General features: G+C 51.8%; 14 protein-coding genes and 1 tRNA gene. 12 read left to right on the top strand and 3 right to left on the bottom strand.

Features of this window, described 5'->3' with window-relative positions; all coding sequences use genetic code 11:
* Window positions 1–184 precede the first annotated feature (184 nt).
* Window positions 185–259: transfer RNA gene (locus DWW90_RS04440), tRNA-Pro, on the top strand.
* Window positions 260–527: 268 nt separating this feature from the next.
* Here the strand turns inward: DWW90_RS04440 and DWW90_RS04435 are convergent.
* Together DWW90_RS04435 and DWW90_RS04430 are read right to left on the bottom strand one after the other, a co-directional pair.
* The gene (locus DWW90_RS04435) at window positions 528–1793 is read right to left on the bottom strand and encodes a mechanosensitive ion channel family protein (protein WP_122344141.1); all 1266 of its coding nucleotides are present in this window, start codon (window positions 1791–1793) and stop codon (window positions 528–530) included.
* A gap of 46 nt (window positions 1794–1839) precedes the next feature.
* Complete coding sequence (locus tag DWW90_RS04430; protein ID WP_115497798.1) at window positions 1840–3009, bottom strand: mechanosensitive ion channel family protein; 1170 nt, start codon at window positions 3007–3009, stop codon at window positions 1840–1842.
* Window positions 3010–3154: 145 nt separating this feature from the next.
* On the opposite strand from DWW90_RS04430, the gene DWW90_RS04425 reads away from it, so the two are divergent.
* The 7 genes from DWW90_RS04425 (at window position 3155) to hisB (ending at window position 13627) form a co-directional block, all read left to right on the top strand.
* The gene (locus DWW90_RS04425) at window positions 3155–6016 is read left to right on the top strand and encodes a pitrilysin family protein (RefSeq protein ID WP_233547644.1); all 2862 of its coding nucleotides are present in this window, start codon (window positions 3155–3157) and stop codon (window positions 6014–6016) included.
* The gene (locus DWW90_RS04420) at window positions 6016–6471 is read left to right on the top strand and encodes a DUF4268 domain-containing protein (protein WP_115497797.1); all 456 of its coding nucleotides are present in this window, start codon (window positions 6016–6018) and stop codon (window positions 6469–6471) included. Before DWW90_RS04425 ends, DWW90_RS04420 begins: the two co-directional genes overlap by 1 nt.
* A gap of 5 nt (window positions 6472–6476) precedes the next feature.
* On the top strand, window positions 6477–9065 hold the full coding sequence (locus DWW90_RS04415) for a M1 family aminopeptidase (protein WP_122344140.1): 2589 nt from the start codon (window positions 6477–6479) through the stop codon (window positions 9063–9065).
* A 259-nt stretch (window positions 9066–9324) separates the two neighbouring features.
* Window positions 9325–10176, top strand: a complete 852-nt coding sequence (gene hisG / locus DWW90_RS04410; protein ID WP_122332677.1) for an ATP phosphoribosyltransferase — start codon at window positions 9325–9327, stop codon at window positions 10174–10176.
* Window positions 10177–10179: 3 nt separating this feature from the next.
* Window positions 10180–11469, top strand: a complete 1290-nt coding sequence (gene hisD / locus DWW90_RS04405) for a histidinol dehydrogenase (RefSeq protein WP_122344139.1) — start codon at window positions 10180–10182, stop codon at window positions 11467–11469.
* Window positions 11466–12497, top strand: coding sequence for a histidinol-phosphate transaminase (hisC, locus tag DWW90_RS04400; protein ID WP_122344138.1), 1032 nt, complete (start codon window positions 11466–11468; stop codon window positions 12495–12497). Before hisD ends, hisC begins: the two co-directional genes overlap by 4 nt.
* 2 nt (window positions 12498–12499) lie before the next feature.
* Window positions 12500–13627: a bifunctional histidinol-phosphatase/imidazoleglycerol-phosphate dehydratase HisB gene (gene hisB, locus DWW90_RS04395; RefSeq protein WP_122344137.1), complete on the top strand. Its 1128-nt coding sequence runs from the start codon at window positions 12500–12502 to the stop codon at window positions 13625–13627.
* Window positions 13628–13658: 31 nt separating this feature from the next.
* Here hisB and DWW90_RS04390 read toward each other — a convergent pair whose 3' ends face one another.
* Window positions 13659–14546 carry an AraC family transcriptional regulator gene (locus DWW90_RS04390; RefSeq protein ID WP_115497815.1) on the bottom strand — a complete coding sequence of 296 codons (888 nt, stop codon included), beginning with the start codon at window positions 14544–14546 and terminating at the stop codon, window positions 13659–13661.
* Window positions 14547–14647: 101 nt separating this feature from the next.
* Here DWW90_RS04390 and DWW90_RS04385 point away from each other — a divergent pair, with 101 nt between their 5' ends.
* The 4 genes from DWW90_RS04385 (at window position 14648) to rhaD (ending at window position 19313) form a co-directional block, all read left to right on the top strand.
* On the top strand, window positions 14648–16120 hold the full coding sequence (locus tag DWW90_RS04385) for a rhamnulokinase family protein (protein WP_122344136.1): 1473 nt from the start codon (window positions 14648–14650) through the stop codon (window positions 16118–16120).
* 10 nt (window positions 16121–16130) lie between these two features.
* Window positions 16131–17387 carry an L-rhamnose isomerase gene (locus tag DWW90_RS04380; RefSeq protein WP_122332674.1) on the top strand — a complete coding sequence of 419 codons (1257 nt, stop codon included), beginning with the start codon at window positions 16131–16133 and terminating at the stop codon, window positions 17385–17387.
* Window positions 17388–17466: 79 nt separating this feature from the next.
* The gene (gene rhaT / locus DWW90_RS04375) at window positions 17467–18492 is read left to right on the top strand and encodes an L-rhamnose/proton symporter RhaT (RefSeq protein ID WP_115497789.1); all 1026 of its coding nucleotides are present in this window, start codon (window positions 17467–17469) and stop codon (window positions 18490–18492) included.
* 20 nt (window positions 18493–18512) lie between these two features.
* Window positions 18513–19313, top strand: a complete 801-nt coding sequence (gene rhaD / locus DWW90_RS04370; RefSeq protein ID WP_122344135.1) for a rhamnulose-1-phosphate aldolase — start codon at window positions 18513–18515, stop codon at window positions 19311–19313.
* Window positions 19314–19318: the final 5 nt, after the last annotated feature.

The following is a 19318-nucleotide window of genomic DNA, read 5'->3' as shown; positions in this document are numbered from 1 at the left end:
ATATAACAGATTGGTTTGTAATATGTTCATTCTAAAATTAATAAAGGTGGTATACATGTTGCTGTAATCATCTCCTATTCTGTTGCGAATGTACGCAAATAAAAAAGACAATGAAATATTTGGTAGTTAAAAATAAATACGTACCTTTGCACCGCAATCGAAAATAAAGGGGTTGCAAAAAAAACGGGGTGTAGCGCAGTCCGGTTAGCGCACCTGCTTTGGGAGCAGGGGGTCCCAAGTTCGAATCTTGGTACCCCGACACAAAAAGCGAGCTGATATAATTTATATCAGCTCGCTTTTTGTATATAATCGCTTTCTTCTATTGTATGTCACAACCGTATTCTTTTCATGTCACGGCTGTCTACCTTCTATGTTACAGTTGGATTTCTTTTGTTTTACAGTTGTGACATGAATAGCGGAGAAGTGCATAGGTACAAGGCATTCCATATGAGACACTCCGTTCGCCGGGTTATCCGTTCCTCTACGGCACAACTAACCCGTGAGGATGCTGCCGGTAATCCGAATGGCTATTGGGGAACTCTCAGGCTACGCAGGTCGCTGCCTGATACATTCTGGAATACGCTTAGACCGAATTCCGGGATAACGGCCATCACATGGTCGAATACGTCGGCCTGGATGCCTTCGTACAAGACCCACTCTTTTATGGAAGAGAAGAAATACAGTTCGATGGGAATACCTGTTTCGGTCGGTTGCAACTGGCGGACCATGCAGGTCAGTTCTTTGCTTACTGCGGGCAGGCTTCTCAGGTAGTTTACCAGATAGGCCCGGAAGACGCCGATATTGGTCTGCCTCCGTCCGTTGACCAGGATGGAAGCATCGATATGGTGCTCTTCGTTGTATGCCTTTAGCTCTTTTTCCTTTTCATCGATATAGTCTGTCAGCAAAGATATCTTGCGGAATTTGGACAGCATCTCCGGGGTACAGAAACAAACACTGTTCATGTCGATATTGATGGAGCGCTTGATCCGTCGTCCGGGAGATTCGGACATGCCGCGCCAGTTCTGGAAGGCGTCGCTCACCAAGGCATAGGGCGGGATAGTCGTGATGGTATTATCGAAATTCTTTACTTTGACGGCATTCAGCGTCACTTCGATAACTGTTCCGTCCGCACCGTATTTGGCCATCGTGATCCAGTCGCCCGGACGGAGCATGTCGTTGGCCGACAGTTGTATGCCGGCAACGAATCCCAGGATCGTGTCTTTGAATACCAACATCAGGATGGCTGCCGAAGCACCTAATCCGGCAAATAGCGTCGTGGGTGATTTCCCGATCAGGATGCTGATAATCAGTATAAAGCCGATAAAGAAGACTGCCACCTGCAACAGTTGGATGAATCCTTTCAGCGGTTTGTTCTTAAGGGACTCTTTCCGGTTGTATATCTCGTGTACGACATTCAGGGACGCGTTGATGAAGCGCAGGGAAACGGCAATAATATAAATCTGGCATATCATTTGCAGGATTCCCAGAAGCTTGGGCGTTTCGTCAGGCGGGAAGGCCAACGGCAACAGCGCATATACCAGTATGGCCGGTATCATGTGCATCAGCTTGTTGATGATCTTGCGCTCAACGATCAGGTCGTCCCATTGGTTGCGTGTCCGCTTCGCCAGGCGTTTGAACATATTCAGGAAGATGTAACGGCAGATATAATCGATAGCTACTGTTGCCAGGATTATGAGCAGAAGGACGATCAGATTGTCTATCTCGGTTGCCGAACTGCTGATGATACCCCATTCAATCAAATGACTGTTAACCCATTCTTGTATTGCGTGCATAAATAAATTATTATTGTTTGGTCTACAAAGCTACAAAAATTCAGCATTATTCCGAATACTGGTAAACTTTCAACTCGAACTTAGGGACCATCGCGAAGAAGTGGTCGAATATGTCCGACTGGATGCGTTCGTATTCTTTCCATACTTTATTGCGGGAAAAGAAATAGATTTGGATCGGGACGCCGTACTCGGTCGACTGCAACTGGCTGATGATTAAATCCAGATCGGTATTGACAACCGGAAGGCTGGTCAGGTATTTTTCCACATAGACGCGGAACACTTGTGAGTTGGTGGGCACGACGCCTTCATCCGGCTTATAATCGGCAAGCAGCGGGATCTCTTTACGGAATGTGTCCAGCATTTCCGGCGTGCAGAACTTGATGGTGTTCAGGTCGAGATAGATGGATTTCATCACGCGGCGGCCTCCCGACTCAGTCATTCCCCGCCAGTTCTGGAAGGAACCGTTGACGAGCGTATAGGGGGGAATGGTGGAGATCGTATTGTCGAAGTTCTGGATCTTGACCGTGTTCAATGTGATCTCCTGTACGATGCCATTCGCATTGGAACCGGGCACCGTAATCCAGTCGCCCGGCCGGAGCATATCATTGGCGGAAAGCTGTATGCCCGCCACAAAACCCAGGATCGAGTCTTTGAATACCAACATCAGGATGGCTGCCGAAGCACCCAAGCCGGCAAGCAGGGTAGCCGGCGATTTGCCGATCAGGACACTGATCATAACGATTCCCCCGATGAAAAAGACCAGCACCTGCAAGACCTGCATGAAGCCTTTTATCGGGCGGTTCTTGCTGACGGGCCGCAGGTTGTACATGTCCAGGAAGACAAGGATGAAACCGTTGATCGCCAGCAACAGGGCGAACACGATATAGACCGCGCATATTTTCTGGGATAACAACAGGAGTCCTTTCCCCTTGATAAAGGCGAGCGGGAGCAGGGCATAGACCAAAATGCCCGGTATCGTATGGACCAGGTGGTGGACGACCTTCCGTTTGATAAGAAGCGTGTCCCATTGGTAATGCGTGTGTTGCGCCAGTTTCTTCATGCTGCCGACAAAGATGGCCTGGCATAGATAGTCCACTCCGACTGCCAGCATGACCAACAGTACGGCAATAATTATCTCGTCGAATGTATTTGCAACTTTGGGATCTATTCCCCAACCGGTCAGGATGCCATTCATCCAGCTGCCTAAGTTTATCATATCGTATCTGCTTTATAGGGATAACAATTAATTATCCTTTTGGTTTATCCTCAATTCCTACTATCGTTGGTTCTCATTAAAATTATTATCTTTGTCAATTATATTGCAAATATATAACATGACCGTGAAACTAAAAGTATTGATGATGGTATTCGCATGTTGTTCTTATCAATTGCGGGCAGAGGACCTGAACGCTCTCAAAGTAAAAGAATATAAACTGGAAAACGGATTGACCGTTTGGCTGAATGAAGACCACAGCCAACCGAAAGTCTTTGGTGCCGTTGTGGTAAAGGCAGGCGCGAAAGATTGTCCGGATACGGGCATCGCCCACTATTTCGAGCATATGATGTTTAAGGGGACAGACCGTATCGGGACGCTCGACTACGGAGCCGAGAAAGTCTTGCTGGATTCCATTGCTATGAAATATGACGAACTGGCGCTTACCGAAGACCCTTCGGCCCGCATCCGCCTCCAGAAGGAAATCAACGAGCTGAGCATCCGTTCATCCGAATATGTGATACCCAACGAGTTCAACCGGCTGATCAGCCGCTTTGGCGGTTCCGGCCTGAATGCCGCTACCTCATACGATGCCACCATTTATTTCAATACCTTTTCCCCGCAATATATGGCCCAGTGGGCGGAGATCAACAGCGAACGGCTGATTAATCCCGTCTTCCGTCTTTTCCAGAGCGAGTTGGAAACGGTGTATGAGGAGAAGAATATGTATGGCGACTTTATCGGCGGCCAGGTGATGGACACGCTCTTGTCACGCTATTTCAGTCCGCATCCGTACGCCTATCCGATTATCGGGAGCACGAAGAACCTGAAGAACCCGCGGTTGACGGAGATGCGCAAGTTCTTCGAAGACTATTATGTCGCCTCCAATATGGCCCTGATCCTTAGCGGAGACTTCGATACGGAGCAGGTCATGCCGGTGTTGGAGAAGACTTTTTCACGCATCCGTCGCGGACAGGTGCCGAAGCAGGATAAAGTGATGCTGCCCCCGTTTAACGGGCGGGAGAAGATGAAAGTGAAGTTCCCGATCCCGTTTATCAAAGCGATGGGACTGGGGTTCCGGGGAGTTTCGGCCAACCACGAAGACCAGGTCGCACTGAATATTGCGGTCAACTTGTTGAACAATGCCAACGGGACAGGCTATTTAGACAAACTGATGGTGGAGCACAAGCTGATGGGAGCTATCGCGATCAACGAGAGCATGAACGAGGCAGGGATTCTGGCGGTTGCCATCATGCCCAAATTGCTTGTCCAGTCTTATAGTTCTGCCGAGAAGATGGTCTGGCATGAGATCGACCGCGTGAAAGAAGGCGATTTCAGCGATGAAGTGTTCAACAGCCTGAAGCTCGAACAGAAACGGCAGTATGCTTCCGCCTTGGAGAATATCGATTCGCGTGCAACGGTCATGATGAATCTTTTCTCGCAAGGGAAGAGTTGGGATGATTATCTGAACGAAGTGGCGCGGATCGAGTCGATCACGAAAGAAGATGTTGTGCGTGTCGCTCAAAAATATTTCAGCGATAACTATTTGTGTGTGACCAAGAGCACCGGGAAATACCCGAAGGACAACCTGCCGAAGCCCTCCTTCGCTCCGGTCGTTCCCCGCCATGCGGATGCCTCGTCTTCCTATGCCAAGCAGTTGGAGCAGTTGCCGGCGCAATCCGTGACTCCGCGTTTTATCGATTTCAAGAAGGATGTGCAGACGTTGGAGCTTACCCCTTTAGTGACGCTCTATGCAACCCCCAATCCGCTGAACGATATCTTTACTTTTAATATCACCTATCGGATCGGCGCTTTGGAACAACCGGCCCTGATGCAGCTCGCCAATTACCTGCAATTCTTGGGGACGGAGTCGATGCCGTTTGAACAGTTCCGTACCCGTTTGCAGTCGATCGGGAGTACGCTTGCTTTCGATGCGACGGCGGATGCTTTTACGATGAAAGTGACCGGTTTCGACAACCATATAGACGAGACAATGGAGCTGGTGGGCGATTTTATCCGCCATGCCAAAGCCGACGATAAGAAGATGCGCCAGATCGTGGACGATGCGAAGGTGACGGAAAAAGCCTTTTTCAAATCGAGCGATAATGTCGCGGCGGCTTTGTTGGAGCAGGTCAAGTATGGCGACCAGTCGCGCTACCTGCGCAAACTGCCGCTTTCGCAGATCAAGAAGCTGAAAGGGAAAGACCTGCTGGCCGTCTATGACCAGGTCCGGAATGTACAGTGCGACTTGCATTATTGCGGGACGCTGCCCCCGGAAAAGGTTGTGGAGACAGTCCGGAGGCATATCCCGCTGGAACGGGCTACGGTAGCCTCCAATTCGCCTTACCGGCGCGAGCTGCGGGAATACGACAAGCCGATGGTCTTCTTTATCAATATGCCGGATATGACGCAGAGCATCGTCTATAGCTATGTAAAGGGCGATCCTGTCGATGACACGGCTTCCCGTCATGCCTCCCGTCTTTTCTCCGTCTATTTCGGTGGCGATATGTCGTCGTTGATGTTCCAGGAGATAAGGGAGTTCCGTTCGTTTGCCTACCGGACGAACGGGCGTTACCAATTGCCGAGCCATGCGCATAAAGGAGCGGCCGGAAGTTTTACGGCAATGCTTTCCACACAGGGCGACAAGACGCTGGATGCGCTGGGCGTACTGGATTCGCTGATCCGCGAGATGCCTTTGAAACCGGAACGGGTGGATGCAATCCGGCAGACGCTGGTCAACCAGACCAATAACGAATACCCTGCCTTCCGTAACCTATCCGAGAAAGTGGCCGCCTTCAGGATGGAAGGTTTCGAGCAGGACCCGGGAGAAGCCTTTTTGCAGGATGTCGCCAAAATGGACATGCAGGATATTTCCCGCTTCTATCGGGAGCAGGTCAGCGGCCGTCCGGTGGTCTACGTGATCGCCGGGAATGAGAAGCGTATCGACATGAAGAAACTGGCTGCATTCGGTACGATCGTTAAAGTAAAAAAGAAAGACATATATAGATAATGTATAGTAAAGACGAACTCAAAAACCTGAAACTTGAATTTTGGGAAAGTTTCGCCTCGTTCTGTGAAGTACAACCCTATTTGAGAGGACGCAAGAAGGTCTGGACCTTGTACGATACGAAAGTCAGGGGAGTCGAACTTAAATTTGACGCCAACCGTGAAGGCGCATTTGTCATTTTGGAAGTAAACCACCGGAGCGAGGAAGCCCGGTTGGAGATGTTCGAACGCCTGACGTGGTATAAGGAGACGCTGGAAACGGATTTCCCGGAAGGGTTGATATGGGATATATGTTTTGTGCGCGACACAGGCAAACAGGTCGCCCGTATCTACACGGCAAAGTTAGGAATCGACTTCCATCGCCGTCAGGACTGGGGCGAGTTCTTCGGGTTTATGGCAAGCCAGATGTACCTGTTGGAACGCAACTTCATGTCCATCGCTGAATATTTACGGGAATAAACACTATGAAGACAAAGAACATAAAACAGTTATTAGGTGTGGTTGCTATCGGTTTATTGACGGCTTGCGGAAGCCCCGCACCGGATGCCGTGCTGTTGCAACCGGGTGTCAGCCGTGAGTTGGCGCAGTACAGGAAAGAACATTTCGGGGATGTCCGCTATCATCTCTTCATTTCGATCCCCGAATCCCGTGGGGAAGCCGTTACCGGCAAAGCGGAGATCGCGCTTTCTCTCCGGGAAAAGCAACCGCTTATCATAGACTTTCGTGGGGAACCGGCGCAGGTGGCATCTGTCTTGCTGAACGGCAAGCAAACTCCTTATACGGTGAAAGACGAACATATCGTGATCGAAGCCGGAGAGGTGGCGGCAGGTGAGAACCGTGTCGCAATCGAATTTACGGCAAACGACCAGTCGCTCAACCGGCGGGACGAGTTTCTGTACACCTTGCTCGTGCCCGACCGTGCCCGCACGCTGTTCCCCTGTTTTGACCAGCCGGATATGAAGTCGCTCTTCACCCTGTCCTTGGAAGTTCCCGCCGCTTGGCAGGCTGTCGCCAATGGGGCGGTCGAACAGGTCGACTCGATGACCATAGCCGGACGCCGCCGGATTCTTTTCCGGGAGACGGAGCCGCTCAGCACCTATCTCTTCTCTTTTGTAGCCGGGAAGCTGACACGGGAAACCTTTTCGCGCGACGGACGGCATATCTCGATCTATCACCGTGAGACTGATCCGAAGAAAGCGGCACAGTGTCCGGAGATCGCCTCCGAAGTCTTCGACGCGCTTGAATGGCAGGAAAACTATACCGGCATCCCGTATCCCTTCGCCAAATACGACCTGATTATCCTTCCAGGCTTCCAGTTCGGCGGCATGGAACATACGGGAGCTACCCTCTATACGGATGGGCGCATGTTCCTGAATGAGAACCCGACGTTGAACGAACGCCTCTCGCGCAGTGCCCTGATCGCACACGAGACTTCACACATGTGGTTCGGAGACTTCGTCACGATGGAGTGGTTCAATGACGTCTGGACAAAGGAGGTGTTTGCCAACTACTATGCCTCACAGATGGTCGAGCCGTTGTTCCCCGACGTGAACCATTCCCTCAATTTCATGCTCGATTATATTCCGGGCGCTTACTCGGAAGACCGTACGGCAGGGGCGAACCCCGTCAAGCAGGATTTGGCGAATATGCGCGACGCCGGGCTGATGTACGGCAATATCATTTACGATAAATCCCCCGTCGTCATGGCAATGCTGATCCGCATGATGGGAAAGGATACCTTTCGGAAAGGCATACAGGAATATCTGAAGACCTACGCCTACGGCAATGCGACCTGGGACGGCCTGATCTCCATCCTGGACAACTATACGGACCGCGACCTGAAAGCCTGGAGCCATGTCTGGATAAACGAGAAAGGCATGCCGGAAATCCGTTCGGAGGTGAAAGGAGACAGCCTGATCGTCACCCAGTCCGATCCCTGGGGACGGGGATTGCGCTGGCCGCAGGTGGTGACGTACGCTGTTATTACCGATAGTCGTACGGACAGGGTATCCGTTTCATTAGGATCCGATGGGAATGTCTCAAAAAACCTTGTCCCCGCGCTTGACGCGGGGCCGCAAAAGAACAGCCCTGATCAATCAGTTGTTTATACTGCCGGTTCCGTTTGGGTTCCGAATGCCGACGGTACGGGCTACGGTTTCTTCCGTGTGGAAGAGGAGGAGCTCGACGGCCTGATGTCCGTCTTGAAGACTCACCCGGATGAAGTGCTGCGCGGTTCCCTGTTGATTACCTTATATGAGAACCTGTTGAACCGGACGATCCCCGCCGGCCGCTATATGGATGCCATGCTGGATTACCTGCCGGGAGAGAAGAACAGCTTGTTGTTCTCTGCCGCTTTGGGATATATCGGCAACTGCCAACGCCTGTATCCGTCCGCTCCGGAGAAACTGGAACAAGTACTTTGGCGGATCGTGACGACGGCGGAACAACCCCAGTACCGTTTGCAGGCATTCCGCCAGTATCGCTCCATCGCCCGTTCACCGGAAGCCGTCGACCGTTTGTATGCACTCTGGCAGGACCGGAAAGCACCGGCCGCCTGTCCGTTAAGCGAGAACGACTATATCGGCCTTTCCTACCAGTTGGCCCTGCTGATGCCGGAGAAGGCGGACGAGATTGTCGCTACCCAGCAATCGCGCATCACGAATCCGGACCGTCGGCGGCAGTATGCCTTTATCTCGCCCTCTGTCTCGCCGAGGAAGGAGGTGCGCGACAGCGTGTTTGCCTCCCTGCTTGTCGCCGAAAACCGCCGTGTCGAACCGTGGGCATCGGCTGCCTTAGCCAACCTGAACAGTCCGCTGCGCCAGCAGGAAGCGGTCGCGTATATCCGTCCCGCTCTCGAAGCGATGCAGGAGATACAGCGAACAGGCGATATTTTCTTCCCGCGCAACTGGGCGAGCGCGTTGCTTGGCGGACATACCTCGGCCGAAGCACGGAAGGAGGTGGACGACTTCTTTGCCGCCCATCCCGATTATCCGGTTCTGCTCGCGAATAAAATCAGGCAACAGGCGGACCATCTGTACCGTTTGCACGATTAAGTAGAAAAAACGGCCTGTTTGGGTAATCTTTTGTAAGTTTTATTTGCTATTTCAATTATTATTGTAACTTTGCAACGTAAAAATAATAACAAATGAAAAGAACAGTTCTGCATCACCATCATCATCATTACAACGGGCAATAGTTCGGTGGGCTGTTTGGTATGTAGAAACATATAAGATAAATAAGTAAGGCTTGCCGTTATGCGGTAAGCCTTATTTTGTTTTTGGAAACGGACAATAATATATAAACGAAATAAACATGTTACGAATTGCAGTACAATCGAAAGGTCGTCTTTACGATGAAACAATGCTTCTGTTGGAAGAAGCCGGTATTAAACTGAACAGGGGAAAACGCATTTTGCTGTTGTCGGCAAAAGGTTTTCCGGTGGAAGTGCTGTTCCTGCGCGACGACGACATTCCCCAGTCAGTGGCAAACGGCGTGTCCGACATCGGTATCGTCGGTGAAAACGAGTATGTGGAGAAAGGGCAGGAAGCCAAGTTGATCAAACGCCTCGGATTCAGTAAATGCCGCCTTTCGCTCGCGATCCCGAAGGATGAAGACTATCAGGGCGTGGAGTGGTTCGAGGGCAAGACCATTGCCACCTCGTATCCCGAAATACTGAAGGCTTACCTGACAGAAAAGGGGGTGAAGGCAGACTTGCACGTCATCAGCGGTTCGGTGGAGATCGCACCGGGTATCGGCCTGGCTGACGCTATTTTCGATATCGTCAGCTCCGGCAGTACGCTGGTAAGCAACCAGCTCAAAGAGGTGGAAGTGATCATGCAGAGCGAAGCCCTGTTGATCGCCAACAACAACCTGTCCGAAGAAAAGCAGGCGATTCTGGATGAATTGTTGTTCCGCTTCGAAGCCATCCAGGTGGCGGAAGGTAAGAAATACGTCTTACTGAACGCCCCGAAAGACAAGATGCAGGAGATCATCGAAGTATTGCCGGGGATGAAGAGCCCGACCATCACGCCGCTTGCCGACGAGAACTGGGTATCCGTCCAGTCCGTGATCGCCGAGAAACATTTCTGGGAAATCATCGGCAAGCTGAAGTCATTGGGAGCCGAAGGCATATTAGTCATACCGATTGAAAAGATGATCCTCTAAGCCATGGAAGTAATCAAATATCCGTCAAGAGAAGAATGGGCTTCGTTGGCCCAGCGGCCGGCTATGGATGTGACGGCTCTGTTCGACACCGTCCGTACGGTGTTGGATGAAGTGCGCCGGGAAGGGGATGCAGCCGTTATTCGGTATGAAGAGAAGTTCGACAAGATAGACCCTTTGACCTTCCGATCCCTCCGGGTGTCGGAGCAGGAATTGCTCGAAGCCGAAGACCTGGTGGCCGAAGACCTGAAACAGGCTATCCGCCGGGCAAAGGAAAACATAGAAACCTTCCATGCTTCACAGCGCTTCATCGGTAAGAAAGTGGAGACGGCGCCGGGTGTCACCTGCTGGCAGAAGGCGGTCGCCATCGAGAAGGTCGGGCTGTATATTCCGGGAGGGACGGCGCCGCTGTTCTCAACGGTCCTGATGTTAGCAGTTCCGGCACGTATCGCCGGTTGCAGGGAAATCGTACTTTGTACGCCTCCGGGCAAGGACGGGAAGGTACATCCCGCCATCCTGTTTGCCGCGAAGGTGGCCGGTGTCAGCAAAATATTCAAGGCAGGAGGCATCCAGGCGATAGCGGCGATGGCCTACGGTACGCAGTCAGTGCCGAAAGTGTATAAGATATTCGGTCCCGGAAACCAGTATGTGACGGCAGCCAAGCAGTTGGTCAGCCTGAAAGAGGTGGCGATCGATATGCCTGCCGGCCCTTCGGAAGTGGAGGTGATTGCCGACGAATCGGCCAACCCCGCCTTTATCGCAGCCGATTTCCTGTCACAGGCGGAACACGGCGTAGACAGCCAGGCCATGCTGGTAACAGCTTCCGAAGGTATTGTCGAAGGTGTCATGCAGGCCATCGAGGAGCAACTGGACCGCCTTCCCCGCAAGGAGATAACGGAAAAGTCCCTTAGCCACAGCCGTATCATCGTGCTGAAGGACCGGCAGGAAGTGATCGACTTCACGAACCTGTATGCACCGGAACACCTGATTATCCAGACCGTCGATTATGCCGCTATCGCCGGACAGATCGAGAACGCAGGCAGTGTCTTTATGGGCCCCTACACACCGGAAAGCGCAGGCGACTATGCTTCCGGAACCAACCACACGCTTCCGACCAACGGATATGCCAAGGCGTACAGCGGTGTCAACCTGGACAGCTTCATCAAGAAGATCACCTTCCAGGAAATCACGGCAGACGGCATCCGGCAGTTGGGAGGGACGATCCAAACAATGGCCGCCAACGAACAGTTGGAGGCGCACAGAAATGCAGTAACAATCAGATTGAACACATTATGAAAGACTTAAAAGACTTAGTCAGACCCAACGTCTGGAACATGAAACCCTATTCATCCGCACGTGATGAGTTTCAGGGCAATGCCTCTGTTTTCCTGGATGCGAACGAGAATCCGTTCAACAGGCCGTACAACCGCTATCCCGACCCGATGCAATGGGAGCTGAAGAAGAAGATTGCGGAGATCAAAGGCGTGAACCGCGAATCGATCTTTTTGGGGAATGGCAGCGACGAACCGATCGACCTGATCATCCGTGCTTTCTGCGAGCCGTCTATCGACAGCATTGTCAGCATAGACCCCTCTTACGGCATGTATGAAGTGGCGGCCAATGTCAATAACGTAGAGTTCCGGAAGGTTAAGCTGGATGATAAGTTCGATCTGGATACGGACAACCTTCTGAAAGCGGCGAACGATTGGGTGAAGGTGATCTTCCTCTGTTCCCCGAACAACCCGACGGGAAACAACCTGAGCCGCGACCGGCTTTATAAGGTATTGGAGACTTTCCAGGGGATTGTCGTAATAGACGAGGCGTATGTCGATTTCTCTATCGAACCCTCTTTTCTTGCCGAGTTGGAGAAGTTCCCGAACCTGATTGTCCTGCAAACCATGTCGAAAGCCTGGGGAGCAGCCGGAATCCGCCTGGGAATGGCGTTTGCCTCTCCCGAGATCATCGCGATTCTCAATAAGATCAAATATCCGTACAATGTGAACCTGCTGACACAGGAACGCGCCCTCTATGTGCTGGAAAACCGGGAACGCATGGAGAACCAGCTTCGTTCGATCCTTTCCGAACGTATCCGTCTGCTGGCTGCATTGCCGGAGCTGAACTGCGTCCTTAAAGTCTATCCTACGGATGCAAACTTCATCCTGGTCGAAGTGACCAATGCGGACACGATCTATAAGAATCTGGTGAAATATGGAATTATTGTGCGTAACAGGACGAACGTGACGATGTGCAACGGTTGCCTCCGCATCACGGTCGGTAAACCGGGCGAGAACGACGCCCTGCTGGACGCCCTTAAAAAGATGTAAGCATGAAAAGAGCTTTATTTATAGACCGTGACGGCACGTTAGTGATAGAGCCGCCTGTGGACTATCAGTTAGATAGCTTGGAGAAGTTGGAGTTTTATCCGAAGGTCTTTCGCAATCTCTATTTTATCCGGAAGCAGTTGGACTTCGAGTTTGTGATGGTGACGAACCAGGATGGGTTGGGAACGGCTTCCTTTCCGGAAGAAACGTTCTGGCCGGCGCACGACAAGATGCTGAAAACGCTTGAAGGCGAAGGCATCTGCTTCGACGATATCCTGATCGATCGTTCTTTTCCGGAAGACAATTCGCCGAATCGCAAGCCCCGTACGGGAATGATGGGCAAGTATCTGTCCGGCGAATATGATCTGGCAAACAGCTATGTGATCGGTGACCGCCTGACGGATATGCAGTTGGCCGTCAATCTGGGCGCTAAAGGTATCTGGCTGCGTGCCGATGACGACGAAGCCCGCCAACTATTGACCGCCAATCCCGCTATTTCCCCCGTTCTGGTTACGGATGACTGGGACCGGGTGACCGAATACCTTTTTGCCGGCGAACGGCGTGCCGTAGTCCAGCGTACGACGAGGGAGACGGATATCTATGTGGAAGTGAACCTGGACGGACGTGGTGCGACGGAGATTGCAACCGGTCTCGGCTTCTTCGACCACATGCTCGACCAGATCGGCAAGCATTCCGGCATAGACCTGACCGTTAAGGTGAAAGGAGACCTGGAGGTGGACGAACATCATACGATAGAAGACACGGCCATCGCGCTCGGAGAGGCTTTGCTGAAGGCCTTAGGTGACAAGCGGGGGATCGAACGGTATGGCTATTGCCTGCCGATGGACGACTGCCTGTGCAGTGTGGCGCTCGATTTCGGGGGACGTCCCTGGCTCATCTGGGATGCCGAGTTCCATCGTGAGAAGGTGGGGGATATGCCGACCGAAATGTTTCTCCACTTCTTCAAAAGCCTCAGTGATGCCGCCCGCATGAATCTGAACATCAAAGCGGAAGGCGCCAATGAGCACCACAAGATAGAAGGAATCTTCAAAGCCCTGGCACGCTCCATTAAAATGGCTATCCGTCGCGATATCTATAAATATGAGCTCCCGAGCACGAAGGGAATGTTATAGGTCCCGTTTTTTTTCGGACGGGAGCGGGCGTTTAATGTGCCCGTTCCCGGAACTCCGAGGGGGTGACGCCTTCTTTCTTTTTGAAGAAGGTGGAGAACTGTCCGGCATTCTCGAATTTGAGGCTGTAGGCTATTTCCGAGATGTTCAGGCTGCTGCCGGTCAGCAGCTCTTTCGCTTTCAGCAGCTTTTGCTGTAACTGGTACTGGGCGGGCGAGACACCCGTGTATTCTTTGAACATACGGCGGAACCAGGAGTAACCAAGCCCTAACTGGGAAGCGATTTCCTCCGGTGTCAGCGGGTTTTCCACCATTTCTTTCATCAGGATGCGGGCTTCGTTGATTTTATCTACCACATATGTATTGGTAAAGGAGTTGTTCCGCCTTTTATAATAAACCGTCCCCATTATGTGGAGCACGATACTCGAGATCATCTCCTGATAGCCGGTCTTTTCCTGCGAGGCGAACTTCAGGATATCTTCATACAACCCGACAATGGTCGCACTCAGCCCGATATGCTGCAACGGCTCTTCGCGGGTAAAGAAACGTTTTTCCACACGCCTGTCGATATGCATGCCCCGGAAACCGACCCAGTATTCGTCCCAGCCGGTTTCGCTGTCCGGATAGTAACTGTGCCATTCGCCGGGGAAAAGCAGGATCATGGTGCCGGCGCTGATCTTCTGCTCCTTGCAGGATTGGGACGAGAAGTAGCCGCTTCCCTTTGTGATATAAACCAGCTGGTACTCGTTCAGGATGCGCCCGGTCTGCGGTTTGAAATTGTAATTGTCCGGGTGTTTGGAAAGAGGATAGTTCCCTTTGGGAGGGATGAACTGGTAGCCGACGGTGGTGACGACAATTCCCCATTCTTCATCCATCGCACTTATCGCCAGATATCTTAATTGATCGCTAATTTGTTTCTCCATCGCATCTGTCAGATTTGAAAGGTTTAAAATCATTTTCAAAAGCAAAGGTAATCATTTACCCATTACTTTTGTCATTATAAAATAAAGAACTTTGTTGTACCATGAAGAAATATAACTTTTTAGCCTTCGATATTGGAGCAACCAGCGGACGTGCCGTTTTAGGCACTCTGGCAGGTGGCAAATTTGAAATGCAGGAACTCCACCGCTTCCCCAATGCAATCATGGAATTGCACGGAAAATATTACTGGAACATATATCAGCTATATGATGCTTTGAAAGAAAGCCTTATGGTTTGTGCGCGCCGGCAGATTGTTCCCGATTCGATCGGGATCGATACCTGGGGCGTAGACTTCGGTTATCTGGCAAAAGACGGTTCTTTGCTGGGCTTGCCGCGCGCTTACCGCGATCCCTATACGGACGGGGCGCCGGAAGCGTATTTCCAGCGCGTTCCCCGCTCGGAAGTGTACCGGTTGACTGGTATCCAGATCATGAACTTCAATAGCCTGTTCCAACTGTTCCGCGCGGGGCAGGAAGGATTCGGCCCGTTGGAGGCTGCCGAAGAGATTCTGTTCATGCCCGACCTGCTGTCCTATCTGTTGACGGGCAAAAAGGTATGTGAATATACGGATGCGTCCACTTCCCAGATATTGAATCCGGTGACGAAGAAGTTCGAGGCTTCCTTGTTGGAGGCAGCAGGTGTTTCGCCTTCCCTTATGCGGGAGGTGGTGATGCCGGGTACATTAGTGGGAGAGCTGACCGATGCGCTCGCTAAAGAAACCGGGATAGGCAAGGTGCCCGTTGTGGCGGTTGCCGGACATGATACGGCTTCGGCCGTTGCCGCCGTCCCCGCCGAGGATAAAGAGTTCGCCTACCTGAGTAGCGGAACCTGGAGCCTGATGGGGATCGAGACGGAAGAGCCGATTATCACGGAAGAATCTTTCCGCCATAATTTCACAAACGAAGGCGGCATAGACGGGACAACCCGTTTTCTGAAGAATATCACCGGAATGTGGCTGCTCGAACAATGCCGGAAAGAGTGGGAGAAGGCCGGACGCGATTATTCCTATCCGGCGATTGTCAAGATGGCGGAACGGGCGACCCCTTTCCGTAGTTTTGTGAATCCCGATGATCCGCGCTTTGCCAACCCGGCAAGCATGACGGAAGCGATTGCCGGATACTGCCGTGAAACGGGGCAGCCGGTGCCTGCCGAAGATGACGAGTTTATCCGCTGCATCTTCGAGAGCTTAGCGTTCCGTTACAAGGAAGTCCTGACATTGTTATCGGAAATAGCACCTTTCCCGATCCGCAAATTGCACGTGATCGGCGGAGGTTCGATGAATAATCTTCTCAACCAATTTACGGCGAATGTAATTAATATGCCGGTCGTGGCAGGGCCTTCGGAGGCGACGGCGATCGGCAACTGTATGGTGCAGGCGAGGGCGGCCGGACTGGTGGCCGACCGTTGGGAGATGCGCCGTATGATCAACTCTTTCCTCTCACCGTCCGTCTTCCAGCCGGAAGGCAGCGGCGAGTGGGAAGAGGCTTTCAGGAAATATAAATCTGTAACCTCATAAAAATAAGGCCATGACAAAAGAAAACATTATCAAACAAGCGTATGATGCGGCTGCCGAACGGTATGCAGCAGTTGGAGTAGATGTAAAAGACGCAATGGACAAATTGCAGAAGATTTCCCTTTCGATGCATTGCTGGCAGGCGGACGACGTGAGCGGTTTCGAGAACCAGGGCGGTTCGCTGACAGGCGGTATCCAGGTAACGGGTAATTATCCCGGCCGTGCCCGCACGATCGAGGAAGTACGTGCCGACGTATTGAAAGCGGCGTCGCTGATCGCCGGCCGGCACCGGTTGAACCTGCATGAAATATATGGCGACTTCCAGGGTAAGAAGGTCGATCGTGATGAAGTGGAGCCTGTCCATTTCGAAAGCTGGATGCAGTGGGCGAAGGAAAACGGGATGAAGTTGGATTTCAACAGTACCTCTTTCTCGCATCCGAAGAGTGGCGACCTGACGCTGGCAAGCCCGGACGACGATATCCGTAACTTCTGGATCGAGCATACGAAACGTTGCCGCTGGATCAGTGAAGAGATGGGTAAATACCAGGATGATCCCTGTATCATGAACCTCTGGATTCACGACGGAAGCAAGGAAGTCCCTGCCAACCGCTTGAAATACCGCCAGATATTGGAACAATCTTTAGATGAGATTTTTGCTACGAAGTATGCCAATATGAAAGACTGTATCGAAGCCAAGCTGTTCGGTATCGGTCTGGAAAGCTATACCGTCGGTTCATACGATTTCTATTTGGGCTACGGTGCGAAGAAGAATAAGATCGTGACGCTCGATACGGGGCATTTCCATTTGACGGAAAGCATCGCAGACAAGGTTTCCGCGCTTCTTCTCTTTACGCCGGAGATCATGCTGCACGTGAGCCGTCCGGTTCGTTGGGACAGTGACCACGTTGTGATCCTGAGCGACGACCTGCTCGACCTGGCACGCGAGATTATCCGCTGCGAGGCGCTGGACCGTGTGCATATCGGGTTGGACTACTTCGATGCGACGATCAATCGTATCGGTGCCTATGTGATCGGTTGCCGTGCTACACAGAAAGCCTTTATGCAGGCGCTTTTGGAGCCGTCCGCCACTCTGCAGCAGTACGAGGCCGAAGGCAAATACTTCCAGCGCTTAGCTTTGCAGGAAGAGCTGAAGAGCCTGCCCTGGACAGCCGTTTGGGATATGTTCTGCCTGCAAAACGATGTCCCTGTAGGCGAAGATTACATCGCTGAAATCGAGAAGTACGAGGCTGAAGTCACAAGCAAACGTTAATAATGTGCCAATATGCCAATGTGGCGCTTCGCTAAATGTGCCTCTATTGGCAAATTAGCACATTGAAAAATTATTATTTATGGAAATAATCATCGGTTTAATCATTATAGCGATCGGGAGTTTCGGGCAGAGCAGCTCGTACGTCCCGATCAATAAGGTTAAGGACTGGAGTTGGGAAAGCTTCTGGCTGGTGCAGGGTATCTTTGCCTGGCTCGTTTTCCCGTTCTTAGGTGCGCAGCTTGCCATTCCCGACGGGAGCAGCCTTGCCGAACTGTGGAATGCAGGCGGGGCTACGGGAGCTGTCATCTACGGTGTCCTGTGGGGGATAGGCGGTCTGACTTTCGGGCTTAGTATGCGCTATTTGGGTGTTGCGCTCGGTCAGAGTATCGCGCTTGGCACCTGTGCCGGCTTCGGTACCCTTTTCCCGGCGGTGTTCGGGGGAACGGACCTCTTTCATGGCGACGGGTTGATCCTGTTGATCGGCGTGTGTATCACGCTTGCCGGTATTGCCGTGATCGGATATGCCGGGAGTCTTCGTGCCCGTAATATGACGGAAGAGGAAAAGAAGGCGGCTGTGAAAGACTTTGCCCTGACAAAAGGGTTGCTGGTCGCTCTGTTGGCGGGTGTGATGAGCGCCTGTTTCAATTTGGGGCTGGAATCCGGCGCTCCGATTCTTGAAAAGGCTAAGCAGTCGGGCGCAAGCGAACTGTTCGCATTGAACCCGGTTATCCTGTTGGTGACGATCGGAGGCTTTCTGACGAATGCTTCTTACTGCATATTTCAGAATATACGGAATAAGACAGGGAAAGATTATTTCTCGGTATCGGGTGGTACTTTGCTGAATAATGTCTTATTTTGCGCGTTGGCAGGGGTTTTATGGTATTCACAATTCTTCGGGTTGGGGATGGGAAAGAGCTATTTCGCCGATTCTCCGGTGATGTTAGCTTTTTCATGGAGCATCCTGATGTCGTTGAATGTGATCTTCAGCAATGTCTGGGGGATTATCCTGAAAGAATGGAAGGGAGTGAGCCGGCAGACGATCATCGTTTTGATCTGCGGTATGTGTCTCCTGATATTCTCGCTCTTGCTGCCTAATTTGGTTTGATTAATGTACAAATAAGTAAAATGGAAAGAATCAGAAACAATGAACAATTAATGGCCGAAATCGGCCGTATCGCCGAAGTTGCCGGCTATCTCTGGACAAAAGGATGGGCGGAACGCAACGGTGGTAACATCTCTGTTAATTTGACCGACCTGATGAGCGATGTCGAAAAAGCGCTGCCAGCATTAGGCCCGGCTATTCCTTTGCAAGAGGCGATGACGGCTCTTGGAGGGGATATTTTCTATGTCACCGGAACCGGAAAGCGGATGCGCTATGTGGCGCAAGACCCGTTTGCCAACGGTTCCCTGATCCGTATCGCTAAAGATGGGAAAAGCTACGATATAATTGCCGAACAGTTGGTCTTGCCGACTTCCGAACTGCCTTCCCACCTGATGATGCACAATTATCTGCGTGGATTGAGACGTAACAATAAAGTCGTTTTGCATACGCACCCGACCGACCTGATCGGCATGACACATTGCAAGCCGTTCCTCGATTCGGAAAAGATCACCCGTACTTTATGGAGCATGATTCCGGAATGCCGTATCATCGTTCCGAAAGGCGTGGGTATCGTTCCGTACGAAATCCCGGGGACACTGGACCTGGCGCGTGCCACTATCAAGCAGTTGGAAAAACACGATGTCGTATTCTGGGAAAAACACGGAATCCTGGCGGTGGGCGAAGACCTGATCGAATGTTTCGACGCAATCGACACCCTGAGCAAATCCGCCCAGATTTATTTCAGCGCCCGCATGGCCGGATACGAACCCGCCGGCATGACCGACAAGCAGCTGGATGATTTGGTGCCGGCGTTCGGATTGTAATATAC

The organism is Parabacteroides sp. AF17-28, assembly GCF_003479205.1.
GTDB lineage: Bacteria > Bacteroidota > Bacteroidia > Bacteroidales > Tannerellaceae > Parabacteroides > Parabacteroides acidifaciens.
Note: the sequence above shows the minus strand (reverse complement) of the source record. Positions and strands in the feature narration are given on the sequence as shown.